This window comes from Candidatus Zixiibacteriota bacterium, assembly GCA_040753495.1.
In the GTDB taxonomy this organism is placed as follows: domain Bacteria; phylum Zixibacteria; class MSB-5A5; order GN15; family PGXB01; genus DYGG01.
Window position 1 is genome coordinate 20,175 of the sequence record JBFMEF010000115.1, and the last position, 14,318, is coordinate 34,492.

General features: G+C 46.6%; 6 protein-coding genes. 4 read left to right on the forward strand and 2 right to left on the reverse strand.

Features of this window, described 5'->3' with window-relative positions:
* The first annotated feature begins 723 nt into the window (after nucleotides 1–723).
* The 4 genes from AB1690_07505 to AB1690_07520 all read left to right on the forward strand — a co-directional run bounded on the left by AB1690_07505 (nucleotide 724) and on the right by AB1690_07520 (nucleotide 12,587).
* Entirely contained in the window at nucleotides 724–2,613 is a 1,890-nt protein-coding gene (locus tag AB1690_07505) for an SBBP repeat-containing protein (GenBank protein ID MEW6015153.1), read from the forward strand.
* A 1,141-nt stretch (nucleotides 2,614–3,754) separates the two neighbouring features.
* Nucleotides 3,755–6,595 (forward strand): FlgD immunoglobulin-like domain containing protein, encoded by a 2,841-nt coding sequence (locus tag AB1690_07510; protein ID MEW6015154.1) that lies wholly within the window; start codon nucleotides 3,755–3,757, stop codon nucleotides 6,593–6,595.
* Nucleotides 6,596–6,731: 136 nt separating this feature from the next.
* A complete protein-coding gene (locus AB1690_07515) occupies nucleotides 6,732–7,103 on the forward strand; it encodes a hypothetical protein (GenBank protein MEW6015155.1) in 372 nt (123 codons plus the stop codon).
* Nucleotides 7,104–7,112: 9 nt separating this feature from the next.
* The gene (locus tag AB1690_07520) at nucleotides 7,113–12,587 is read left to right on the forward strand and encodes a right-handed parallel beta-helix repeat-containing protein (GenBank protein ID MEW6015156.1); all 5,475 of its coding nucleotides are present in this window, start codon (nucleotides 7,113–7,115) and stop codon (nucleotides 12,585–12,587) included.
* Nucleotides 12,588–12,870: 283 nt separating this feature from the next.
* Here AB1690_07520 and AB1690_07525 read toward each other — a convergent pair whose 3' ends face one another.
* Both AB1690_07525 and AB1690_07530 read right to left on the reverse strand, forming a co-directional pair.
* On the reverse strand, nucleotides 12,871–14,115 hold the full coding sequence (locus AB1690_07525; protein MEW6015157.1) for a UvrD-helicase domain-containing protein: 1,245 nt from the start codon (nucleotides 14,113–14,115) through the stop codon (nucleotides 12,871–12,873).
* 6 nt (nucleotides 14,116–14,121) lie between these two features.
* Nucleotides 14,122–14,318 (reverse strand): hypothetical protein (locus AB1690_07530; GenBank protein MEW6015158.1); only part of this gene is annotated, 197 nt, incomplete at its 5' end.

The window sequence follows — 14,318 nt, forward strand, 5'->3', positions numbered from 1 at the left end:
AACAAAGACTTCGGGATAAGATTAAATTTTCCGGGATTGTCGTCTGTAATTGTCAGTCGTGCAAGGCATTATAAGGTTCGACAGTTAAATCGCCTAATCCGAATTCGGCGTGACAGATTTTTTGCCTGAATAGATCTTGCCTGATTTAGCCGGCGTTGGGCAACGAATGGTACAGAATGAATATGACCGTTGTATCGACTTATCTATAATTTTCGCCGCTTGTTGCGCCACGTTTTGAGGTGGTTCTAATTCCACTTGGCTCTAATAGATACATGAGTAATATGCGCGAAGACCTGAAAGCCTCAATTTCGCCCTGGTATGAGGGTAGGACGGTCGGCACACTTTCTCTAAGCTGCAAAAGTGTCGGTGGGATGGTTAATTTTGACATATCAGGTCCTTTTTCACTTGCATAATATTTATTATAGACTATAATTGCAGTGTTCACAGTGCGCTGACTTTTCCAAGGTGCTCAAGTATCTTCGCATTGAGAGCAATCGTAAGACCTTACTTCTGACGAATAGTTTTGTGGCTCTCCTGATAAAGTACGAGAAAGAGCGCACCTGTAGAAGCCGGAATGAGTAAAAATTTTCCCAAGTATCGATTTATGCATTTGAAATATCCGTTGGTGAGCAAGTAACCAACTCAATCAAAATAATCGGTAATAGATAGAGATTCCTCGAACTTCATGCAGAAGAAGTAAACATTGGGTCACGAGAGGCAGCCATGAAAACCGTATATGCGCTTATTTCGTTATTGTTATTGTCCGCCGCGGCAATGGCGCAGTCGGTCGATTCCGTGTGGGTCAAGAGATTCAACAGCCCGTTATCAGGAGCCGACCAGTATCCCAAGATTGCCGTTGATGACTCGGGAAACGTCATTATCACCGGGCGAAGTTATCAAGGGGCGGGTGTCGGCACCGGCTATGATTGGATGACGGTTAAGTACAACAGCGGCGGTGATACGCTCTGGGCAAGAAAGTACACCGGTTTTTCCAACGGGCAGGATTGGCCGCGCGAAATTGTCGCAGACCCGGGCGGGAATATTTATGTAGCCGGCTCAAGCGAAGCCAGCGGCGCGAATACTGGCGGGGTAATTATCAAATATAATTCAGACGGAGATTCGCTCTGGGTTGAACGATTCGATGGCGAGGCCGCTCTTTATGATGCTTTCTATGATGTTTTCACGGATATAAACGGTTTTGTCTACGTGGCAGGAGTAAGCGAAAGCACCACCAACTATTGGAATTATCTGACAGTGAAGTACGACTCTCTGGGGAATCAAGAGTGGGCAAGAATATACAGCGGCGCCGGGTATGGAACAGATTGGGCGCACGCCGTTGCCGTTGATGCCAATGGAAATGTTTACGTCACCGGAGAAAGTCAACAGTCGAGCACGGACATTGTCACGGTAAAGTACCTCCCCAATGGTTCGCAGGACTGGGTCAGTATTTATGATGGCCCTGTCGGCGGTTTCGATGGAGGGTTTGACATTCTGATTGACGGCAATAATTTCGTGTATGTCTGCGGTTCCAGCGATGGAAGCGGGTCATCAAGGGACATAATACTTTTAAAATATCAACCTGACGGTGATACCGTCTGGACCAGACGATGGAACGGTGTCGGCAATGGGCAGGACAACTGTTACAGTATGGCGATCACCGGAACGACCGGTCCGGTTACCCTGGCAGGTGTCAGTTACGGCGGTGTCGGGACGCAGAATGATATAGTAGCCATCAGGTATAATTCTCTTGGGCAGACTGTTTATGAGAAGCTGGTTAACGGTTCAGACAATCTCAACGACGCCGGAATTTCGGTCGCCGCTGACAATGATGGTAACGCCTATGTTGTCGGGGAAATATCGCACGCGCCGTATGTCGATAACTATGCGATGAAAATCAGCCCGGTCGGGATGACGGGATGGGCACGGGCGTATGACGGCGAATCTTTTAATGATTATGGCAGTGATGTTGCATGTGACAATTGGGGCAATGTTTATACGGTCGGATATTCCCTGTTCAGCGGAACCGATTACGACTTTGTCTTGCAGCGATTCTCAATACTGGGACCTCTGGTGATTTATGCCTATTCTCCCGTTAATCTGAAAGTCACCGACCCGGCGGGATATTTCATTGGGAAGGATGAATTTGGTGTTTTGAGTCAGACGCTCTTTCCGGCCGATTACTACGAAGAGCCCCCTGATTTCATCGATTCCGTGGTTATTTACTATCCGATTGTTGGGACTTACATTATTGAAATTATACCCGAACAGGATGCTCCCCCGGGGTCAACCTATTCTGTCGGAATCAGAATTGACGGTTCGGTGCAATCAGTGATGATTCAGGATGAAGCGGTTCCCGCCACCGGAACCACCGATACCTATTATTATACTGCCGGAGAAGAGGAGCATTTTATCAATGGTGACGCCAACGGAAACAAGGTTGTCAATATTCTCGATGTGACATATATTCTTGCCTACCTGTATAAACATGGCCCGGAGCCGGTACCGCTGGTATCTGCCGATGCGCAATGCAACGGGGTGGTCAATATTCTGGACGCGACTTACCTGATAAGCAGCCTCTATAAAGGCGGACCTGACCCCTGCCAGGGACCGTAAGATTGTTATCACTGTTGAAGAAGTTGTTAAGGACGGCCTAAGGGCTGTCCTTTTTTTATCTGCCGGCATTTGCACGGAGGTCCCCGACTGGGGACTTAACCTGATATGTTGCTTGCAGAACAGGTCGGGGCGTCATGCGGTCTACGAAGAGCAGCTAAAGCATGTAGGAAATTGGAAACCTGCTTCAGAACAAATTCATCCCATAAACCAGCAAAAAGCGGAGAGGCTGGGATTCTCCGGGGCGGGATTTTGTAAGCATCTGTTATACAAATAATTATGGGCTTATGTAAATAGATTACATTAAGATAAGGCTTTTATATCCTTTTATATAGTTTTGGCGAAATTTCTCTGATTTTGCAGGCGGCGGACACAAGTTGGACACAAAATGTGACCTTAGTATGATTTCATGAGATTACTCTTGATGTGCTGAGTGGCATGGAACGGTGGGCTTAGGTATCTTGATAAATTCAGAAGAATATCCGATGATAAAATAGGTAGTTCATTGTATCTGACCTGGCCCCAAAGGTCGGTCATGCTCCTGCCATAATTCGTCCGCTCCTTATTATTAATTGAATCAGAACGTATGACAATTTGAAATCGTCAACTTGGTGACGGCCGACAGCGAGGGCAATCGGCACGACAGCCTTAAATTGAGTCTATGAAAGTGTATGGCGGGAAATATTACTAATCAGGTCATTTTTCACTTGCATAATAGAGTTCTCTGACTATATTTATGGCATCCACAGAGCACAGCCCGTTCTTGGGTGTGGAGTAGTTTTCTCGACAAATCAAACACTTTAGCCGAGCCAACGCTTGGAATTGAGCATGTCATCTGCTCGTTGCGACAGCGGCGTTTATTACTTTTTCAGTTCCATTCCACTTCTCACTTGTGGACGGTCCTCTCCATCATACTTTCTAATAAGGAACCACCATACCACCTGCCCGCAAGCACCCTCTCCCCTTCCCGATTCATCTGACATTCTGACCCGACAGTCCGTTGTGAGGCATTTGCATGCCAATTAAAGAGTCGTATCGCGCCTGAGATTAATAATCGTGGACGAAAGCGTTGTTGTCAAGAATGGCGCCATTTAGAAATCAGCTTGATTGAAACGGGAATCATGACTAGAAAGTGAGGCATAAGATGAAATCGTTAAGAACTGCCATCATAGTATTGTTGATGGCTCTGCCAATGACGGGTACTGTAATCGGGGGCAATCATCCGGAAGAGTGGCCTGCCTTAAGAAACCGTGAGCTTATCGAAAATGAATTGCCTGGCAGCAATAATGTAATTACAAACAGCAATTCTCCAGTCTATGACCCGCATTGTTACGACGACTTTTCTCCCGGGTTCGATATCAGAATAAATGATGATACAGTTTCCAGTACCCAGCCGCAAAGAAGACCGTCAATTGCTGCTAACAAGGGGGGCGGTTTCATAGTACTTTGGGAAGATGCCCGTTATGTCTATTTTTATCAATTCTATATTCAGGCGTATGATTCGGAGGGGACACCAATAGAATGTAATCGTCCTTTGCCGATTCCGGCGTATGGCGATACTTATAACGCGTATGGACGCAGTCCAATAGCCTCAGACAAAGATGGCAATTTTGCAGTAACGACGGTATTTAGCGGATATGTAATCGCCCAATGGTATTTCTCAGATGGCACGCCGCGCGGACCCATTACAATCGTAAATGATGTTTACTATGGAGACCGATATAATTCCAGCATAGTTATGGCTCCCGATGGACGTTCCGTCATTGTCTGGGAAGATGAACGAAACAGTCTATATGATGACATCTACGGACAGATGTTTGATCCGGACGGAAACCCGGTCGGTACTAATTTTCGGATTAATGATGATACCGGCATCTGTGACCAATGGTCATCGGCCGTCGCCATGGATGAAAACGGCGGATTTTCAGTAGTCTGGCAAGACGGTCGCAATGACTATCTTGAAATTGGAGTGGATAGATATAACGACAGCACGGAGGTATTCTTTCAGCGATTTGACGCCAGTGGTAGTCCCGTTGGCTCAAACGTTAAGGTCAATGATGAGGGGACTTCTATACTGCAACGCTTCGCCAGCATTGACTCTGATTCCACCGGCAATGTGACTGTAGTCTGGGAGGATAGCAGATTCGGCCTTCGGAGAATTTACGCCCAACATTTTGACGCAGATGGTGATAAGGTCGGAGCGAATATGGCATTAGATTCAATGTCCACTTCAGGTTCCTGGGGAATGCCCAGAGTTATATTGCAGGAAAATCGAGAGTTCGTCGTGGTTGCTCAATCAAGTATCAGTTATCCAAATATGATTGACCTCGGCTTACTCTTCTTCGATTCTTCAGGCTTAAGTCTTGGTTCATGTATTATTCCCCATGACAGCGTCTATCTTGATCAGCAGTATGCGGATATTGCAGAAAGCAATGATGGCAATATATTATTGGTTTGGGAGGACCATTGCTTTGGGTCCTTTAGAAATAACGGAGACATTGTTCTCCAGCGGTTCACTCAATATGGGTGGAAACTGGGGTCCAATCAGCGAGTGAACAATGATGATGCGCCGCAATTTTGGCCTTCCGTTGCGGCAAACGACGATGGACTGGTCATAGTCTCATGGGATGATGAGCGATACCGAGATTTTCCTGAAAATCGGGAGAAAATTTGTGTACAGAGAAGCAGTAATGGCACTCTGGATGGTGACAATATTGACGTTAGCGGCCCGGACAGATCCGGTTTCAGTCAGGCGGTTGCCGTCAACCAAGCGGGCAGTGCAGTTGTGATATGGTCAAGTATCGCTGACACATCGGGATTTCATAGATTTTATAGATATCTTGATGAGCAAGGCAGAATAAGTGACTCCGTCTCAAGACTTGATGATTACACAGGATATGTAGGCGGTAGTTTGAGACGGGAGAACAAGGCTGCGGCTTCCGGGAGCAGTTTCTTTTTAGTCTGGACTGAATTTCGCGAGCCCTTGTTTCATGTTTACGGGCAGATTATAGACTCAACCGGTAATCGAGTCGGACAGAACATTAGAGTTGACCACGGAATCGATGCCGGTTCTCAGAAGGTCCAATCGGTATGCGGAAGTGTCAATAACTCCTTTGTTACTGTTTGGTCGGGAATCGGTTTGGACGGAACCGGACTCTATCTCCGTCGATTCGATTCACTGGGACTTCCCAAAAGTGATGGCATCAAGTTTACCGGCTCCGGTACTTATGCTGACTGCGACGCCTATTCAGATGGTGGAGTGCTTGCGGCATGGATATATAATTCGGGCGGCGATACGGCGATATTTACTCAAAGGATTTCGCCTTCCGACCAGTTGATTGGAAACGTCATAAGGGTGAGTCCAGCGGGGGCGTCAGTATCTACCTATGCTCCACCCTCGGTTGCCATTCTTGACAATGGAACGGCTCTTGTGACCTGGCAGGTAGTGGACCCTGTTACATCTAATGAACATATTTTTGGCAGACTTCTTGATTCGAGCGGGAATTTCAAAGGTGACGAATTTATATTCACCGACACGATGTTTGCCGGAAAAAGAATGCAGAGTCCGGATGTAGCGTCAACGGGCCAGGGCTTCTTTGCCGCCTGGATGGATGCCCGTCGCGATATGGGTTGGGACATTTATGGCCGCTATATAGACATGACTCCCACAGATGTCGCGGATGAGCCCTCGGGTGGAATTATACCCGGAGAGTATTCTCTGCTGCAGAACTACCCCAATCCCTTTAACCCGACCACAGTTGTCGAATATGGTCTGTCAAAACGCGGCAATGTGAATATCGAGATATTTAATACGCTTGGACAAAAGGTCAGAACCCTGGTAAATGAAGTCAAGTCTGCGGGGTCATTTAGAATTGTATGGGATGGCACTGATGACAGGGGAACGCTGGTTGCCAGTGGAGTCTATCTCTATCGACTCGCTGTTGATGGAGCGGTGCAGTCAAAGAAGATGATACTGGTGAAGTGAAGAATAGATAGAATGTCGGCGGCGCGATACAGTGCGCATTATTGTCGAGGCGGCGGAGAATACTATGTAACACGGCTGCGAGTTCTTCGAATTAGACAAAACAGAATTTCTCATAACATTCATCCTGGAGGAGACTATGAAACGCACCATTCTTATGACATTGTTACTGCTATCAGTTTCAGCAGGGATTCAGGCGCAATTCAACCAGCTGCCTGTTCTCAGTCCAATTGGCAATCAATCTGTCAATGAAGGGTACAATCTAAGTTTTACCATCTCTGCGACGGACGCGGAATCAACGCCGGACTTACTGGCTACAGGACTACATTACGGAATGAGTTTCACGGATAGCGGTAATGGTACCGGATTCTTCAACTGGACACCGTGTTTCCTATGTTCGGGCGCTCACCAGATCATTTTCAAAGCAGTTGATGATTCGGGGTCGGTGGATTCGGAAATTGTGACGATAACTGTCAATGAAATTGGAAATCCACCACAGATTCTTTCATAATCGCCGGCGATGAATGCTCAGAGTGTAGATGACAGCAGTGCTGTTTCTGTTACTTTTGATTCGGACATGAATGTGGCATCGATCAGCGACGCCGTGTTCCTGGTCTCATCAGGTTTTCTGGGAAAACTTGATGGCACGATAACCTATGACAGTGCCTCGCGGACAGCCTCATTTATCCCCTCCAGTGAATTTGTTCCAGGCGATCTCATTTCAGTTACATTGACGAAGGGTATCGAATCGGCGGTGGCGATTCCCCTATTTGACGGCTATGTCTGGCGATTTACTGTCGAAGCGGACAGCGGCCACGGAGTATTCAGCGTTGATAGTGCATATGATTGTGGAGACCAGCCCCGGGGGCTTGTCGCGGCAGATTTTGACGGTGACTTGGATATCGACCTGGCCGTTGCCAATCTTACCTTAGATAGAGTCACAATTCTACTTGGAAATGGCGATGGCACTTTTACCAACGGACCATATTATTCAGTAGGTGACGGCCCGGCCTCCTTGACTGCGGTCGATTTCGACAATGACCTCGATGTAGATATAGTGACGGCAAATGTTATTGAAGGCAGTATCTCCGTGCTCACAAATGATGGAAGTGGTTCATTTGTCTTGACTCTGACGGAAATGCTCAGCTCCGGCGCCGGTCCATATTATATCGTTAACGCTGACTATAACTGTGACGGTTATAGTGATCTTGCGGCGGCGGACATGGACCGGATGAAATATGTTATCTTGTATAATAGCGGTGCCGGGTTTATTTCATCACAAACGGAAGGTTCTGTGGGTGGGTCTCCCTGGGCGATACACGCAGCAGACCTGGATTTTGACGGGAAGATGGACTTAGTCACGGCCAACCCGGAGGCGAATAATATCTCCATCGTGTTCCAGCAGGCGAACAACACATTTGCTGGCAGTGACAATCTAACGGTTGGGGGGAGCCCGATGGGAATAACATCCGCTGATATCACTGGAGACGGCTTTCTTGACCTGGTAATGTCCAGCGCCGATTCAGACTATGTTTCCTATTTAGCAATGACCTATCCGCCGGGAACTCCTTTTGGTGAACGGATAATACTTGGCGCTACCGGAGATTATCCCATTGCCGTAACTATCGGAGACATTATGGCTGATGGAAGCCTCGACCTGATAACCGCGAATTTCAGTGCTGATAATATCAGCACGTTCGTGCACAACATTGGCGATTCTACTTTCTCAGGACCGATTAATTACACGGTCGGGGACGGTCCTTCGCGTCTCTGCGTTGCCGACTTCGATAACGACGGTGACCTGGATATTGCAGTGGCGAATCGAGGCACGGACAATATTTCTATTCTCAAGAATGGGATGGGTACACCCACAACGTACATTGTTACCAGATTGGCGGATGATGAGAACGAGGGGTCGCTGAGGTGGGCATTTAATCAGGCAAACAGTGCCACTCCATATCAGATGGATACGGTCAAGTGGGACCAAGCCCTAAGCGGCACGATTTACCTTACAGATACATTGCCAACTTTGAATGACCCTATGGGAATAGTACTTCTCGGCGATTCGCTTGAGCCGCGTCGAGTAATAATAAGTGGTACAAATCTCCCTCAATTAAAAACCAGCACGGCATATGACGCGTACGTAATCAAAATAGATCAGAACAGGAATTTTCAAGTGTGGGATTACGAAGTCTGGGACAGTTACGAGTATGGCTTCTTAATATTGAATTCCAACCATGGTTACATTAAATCCTGTTATATGCAAAATTGTACATATGGCATTCGACTGTTCAAGTGTACAGATGTTGATGTCGGGGCCGGATATTATTTGACGGAAGAAAATGATGTTGCAGGGAACCACATTGTGGAATGCGCTTACGGAATATCGTATGAGTTATCAAAAGAAATTCGTATACTTGGAAATACTCTAGACAACTGTGTCACTGGAATCGAACAGATAAATTCTTGGGGATGTTCCATAGGATCTGTGTTGAATTCGCCTAATCCTTCTTCTTATGAATATGCGAATGATATTAACTATGATGTGTGGCATCATGTCAACATTAGGGCAATCTATGTTTCTGGCGTTCTGCCTTATTTCAATCAGACTCAGCAAAGTCAACTGTGGATAGCAACGATTCATAATAATACTATCAGTGCAGCCTATTCAATTTCTACAATGGGTATATTGGTAGAAGGCTGCGATGTATTCAACCCTTTTTCCGCAAACAATTTCAATTTGCTAATTGCTGATAATGAGATAAGTGGATTTGTGAACGGAATATATTTAGATGGGTCTGAACGCGTCCTTGTTGGAGGCAACAAACTCATCTCGAACGAGAAAAGCATAGCCGTATATGGAGACCAGAATGACATATCCAGCAACGAGATCCCCCCTTATGAGAATGCGTATGATAGCCCTTATTCTGGTTCGCAATGGGGCATTATGATAAATGGTAATGACAATTCCGTCGCTCGCAATCATATCTATTATAATACGATTGCGATCGAAATGTCCATTTCATCTTCTTTGAATCATATTTATGAAAATTACCTAGGATGGGTTTATGCGGGCGGTGGCCCTTTCCCTAATGAGCGCGGCATCATTGACAGAACTGGAAACGAGATTAATACTAATGAGATTTATAGCGGTGTAGTGGGGATAGACGAATATCTTGGCGCTAATCAAAGTTCCTCGCATATATGGGCTAACCACATTGCTGAAAGTGATTATGGAATACGTATCCATGGCATGGGGGCCGTCGGGCTGGTTAACGAATTACCTGTGGCAGCGGAGACTCATGCAAAAATGAACATGGAAAAAACTGAGAACGATGCTCCGACGGAAGGAGCGAACTGGGATATTCATGGCAATGATATCTACTATACGAATCTCCATGGTATCTATTTGGAAAATGTAGCTGGTATGTATATTCATAATAACGATATTCATGGTAACCAAGGTAATGGAATCACTATTGTTGGCGAGCCAACTGCTCGAGGCAACAGAGTCTCGCAAAACTCGATTCGGAATAATTATGGGCTTGCTTTTGACCTTGGCGACGACGGTGTTACGGATAACGATCAGAGCGATGCAGATACTGGGCCCAATGACTTACTCAACTTCCCTGTATTACAAGCACAAGTGGCCACCAGCAACCCGCTTCTTTTTGACCTAACAGGAAGCGCTTGCGATGGATGTACAGTCGAACTATTTAAGGCAATCAGCGGAGACTATCCGTATTTTACTTATGCGGCCGATCCCTCCGGACATGGTGAAGCGCCGGAGTATGTCGCTTCAGCAACAGCGTCAGGGGGCCAGTTTACTTTTGCCGATTTGCCTGCCGGCCTTTATACTACCACAGCCATTGACGCGGAAGGTAACACTTCAGAATTCTCTGAGAATTTCTGGATTCGCGGACCCTTTTATGTCAGTAACTATGCCTCCAGTGGTGAAAACACGCTAAGGGATAAAATACTTGAAGCCAATTCCTATCCGTACAGCGCTATAATAAAATTCCAGGGAACACCCCAGAGGATAATGCTGGACGAGGAACTTCCGCCTCTAACCAATCCCGACGGAATATTCATCGACGGCTGCTCTGCTCCAGGCGGTCCTGGTTCCCTGATAATCGATGGCAGCCAGCTCAGCGGCACACCGTTTCACGACTACCTGAGCGGCCTTACGATAGAATCGGACATGAACGAAGTCTGCGGGTTGACCATCGTAGATTGCGAAGTGGGGTTAACAGTATATGGAGGCTCTGAGAACAGAATTTACAACAATTACCTGGGCGTTGAAAGTGACGGAGTGACTGTAAATGGCAATGGCATGGGCATCAGAGTCCTTGACCAGTCAGCCAATAACTATATCGGCAGTGACGGAGCGAATGTCATTTCCGGCAACTTAATGGACGGTATTTTATGTGCAGGTAATAGCGGTGATGTTAACGGCACCACGGTGCATGGCAACAAAATCGGAACGAGTGCTGATGGAACGATTCCCTTGCCAAACGGAGGTTTCGGGATAAAGGTGAGCGACAATGGAAAGGTCTTTATCTCGAATAACCTCGTTTCTGCAAGTCAAGATTATGGAATCTATGCAAGCAATAGCTATGCGATTATTACGGATAATGTCATAGGAGCAGCAGATGGGGTCAATCTCAATATGGGGAATGATGACGGCGGGATTATGATTTCCGGAAGCGATCATATTCGTATTGACGGCAACACAATTGCCACTAATCGTGGTAATGGGATTGACATCTATGATTGCCCTGTGGTTCTCGGCGGAATCGGAGCTTTGTCGGAGCCGAACAGTATTAAGAACAATGACGGCGTGGGAGTAGCGATTAGACAGAGCTCGGAAGTGCATTTGACTAACAATACGATTTCTGGAAACGATACCGGAATATATATATCTGAAAACAGTCATGATTGCCAAGTTTCAAAATGTACAATAAAGGATAATGGCGTCAGTGTTGTCTTACGTGGCTCGGGGACGATACATAATCGGCTGACGCAAAATGTAATCTACGGGTGTACTTATGGACCGGACATAGACTTATACCCACCGGGCATAACGAACTTCAACCAGTGGACAACGGAAAGCCCCAATGAGATGTTGAATCGCCCCGTTCTTGACTGGGTAGGGGCTACGAATGGAGGAACAGTAAATGTAAGCGCGCCTCCAACGAGTATAGTTGAATTATATGCCGTGATTGATACCGCAAAGCCCTATACTAACGCAAGCTTTTGCATAAATGGTGAGTGTTTTGGGGGTGCAGCCATCTTTCTGGATTCCGTGGGACCGTGCGACGACTTTTGGCAATGTGGAACACTCACTTTTATTGGTGACTTTGGGGATTGGATGCTAACCGGATTAGCACACTATGAAAACGGCAGCACGTCAGAGTTTGCCCAGAACTGCTGGGTTCATCCGCGACTCTTTCGGGCATTCTGTCCAGTGACAGTTGAGATTACTGACCCAAATGGTAGAAGTATTGGGGAAGGATTAAACGAAATCCCCGGCGCATCTTACGATGGCATTACTGATTATGATGGCGATGGGGAACCGGATGTTGCCATTTCACTCTCCAGCCAGATTCTGGGCGATTATCTTATCAAGGTTTTGCCAAAGCCAGACGCCGAACCGACCGATACGTATTCAATTTTCTTTGTGAATGAAAATAGTGATACAACTTACATAGTGCGCGATTCCGTTGTCCCGCCACAAGGTGGATATCATGAATTTGAATATACCCCGTCTCCAGATTACACATGCTGCAACCTGGCGGGAGATGCCAATGACAATAGCGTTGTCAATATACTTGATGTCACCTATATCTTAGCCTATCGATTCAAGAGCGGTCCGCCGCCTCCGTGTCTGCAGGAGGCTGATGCCAATGGTAATGGTATCATTAATATTCTAGACGCTACCTATATAATCGCCTATCGCTTCAAGGGTGGCCCGGCGCCGGTCTGCGGACCGTAGGCCCAGTGATAAAAGCGCTATTATAAAGGGGACGGTCGAGAGGCCGTCCCTTTAACTCACAGTGCCGAAATCTTTAGTCGCATTAGCCGTCATCGACCTCTGCAGAGTTTTCGATTGCCGCACAGTCCGAGAATATTATATCACTGGAGGAGTAGCGGTTTGTAGAAAAAGAAAGAAATGAATACCCTACTTAACCTCGTAATCCCCCAGACCCATAGTGGTGGATTTGCCAATGCCAGTGAAAAATCTATGGATTGGGAAATACGCAGGGATCTTTTGAGAATCAGAGAAAGTCAAAATCTGATTTCTTCGCTCTCGCATCAAGAATTTTTGGTTTTGCTTTATTGCCTATTAGGAATTGGTCATGTCTCACCACGGAAAATGAACCGGACTGTTCAAGTTGAATCAAGCGGTCCAAGGCAGGCAGGGAGTTACCATCGATTGTGCTCAAGTACACCCATTTAGTAGCCCTCGTGATGCCGACAAACAAAAGCTTCTCCACCCTCGCTTCTGAAAACCTTTCGAAACTTTGGGAAAGCAATCGAGGCATAAAAACTGCATCAAAAGTAAGACCTTTTGCCCCGAAATATGTCATCAGTTTCGGTAAAGAACTGCTGAAATTAAGCCCATTCTCGTTTCGGCTACGGTATTTCCTCGGAATCTCAACATCGAGACCATGTTCTTTCATTCCCATAGCGAAACCATATAATTGCCGGTTGGTCGGGAACAGGACTACAATTCGGTCATTCTTCAGGAGCCTCTCACCTATTTTCGAAACAAGCATCTCTCTTTCGTTTTCGAAATCTCTGGCCAAATAGAACATCGGGGTTTCTTTTTCAACCTGCGGCAAACGATTCTGATGCTCGAACGCCTCCCTCTCGCTCTTTGTGGGGATGAAGTGAGAAGCGAGTTTCACTATATAAGGACAAACCCGAAAGGCCTCAATGAAACTGATATTGGTTCTTCTTATTCCCAGGGCGGATATGATTTCAGATGAGGAGATTCCGGTTTCATATATCTGCTGTTTATCGTCCATGCAGACAGTGACGTGAGCGGCCAAGCGGCTGATAATCTGAAATGCATCTTTGTCGAGGTCCTGACCTTCATCGACCATCAGAAAATCGTATATTGGAAGGTCTATTCTGCCGCTCAGAATATAGTCTTTGACATTTAGTTGCGTCAGCCTGAAATCAGGCACGTTTTCACTTTTGTTCCAAGGTACCCGCCCGATATACTTTTCATGGAAAAGATGACACCAGTTGGCGAAAACCAACACGTTATCCTCAGGAAGGTCAAGCAAGTTGAGAGCTGATTTTATATAGTCTTTCAAAATATTCGTATAGACCAATATGCGGTAGCGGGCCGGGCTTGTTTTGTATTTCTTGCTGAGGAATTGAGCCCGGTAAACTAAAACCATAGTCTTTCCGGAGCCGGGACCTCCGGTAATAGCAATGTTATTGAGAGGGCTTAATTCAATAGCCCTCTGTTGATCGGGGGTAAGTTCGTTTGGCGGCACTAACCAGTTCATTGATGTCTACTTTGGCAATAGGTCCGGCAATTCACCGTGGGACTCCCAGGTTCTTGTCCCGGAGGAGCGTTTCTTCAGTTCTGCTTGAGCTTCTTCGGCCAGTTCTTTTTCTCCCGCCATTTCAGCGGCAGTCAGCATCCAACCCAACTCCCACTCCTCGGCGTCCGATACAGGGGCGAATAGCTCAAGCGCCTGAGCCAGAT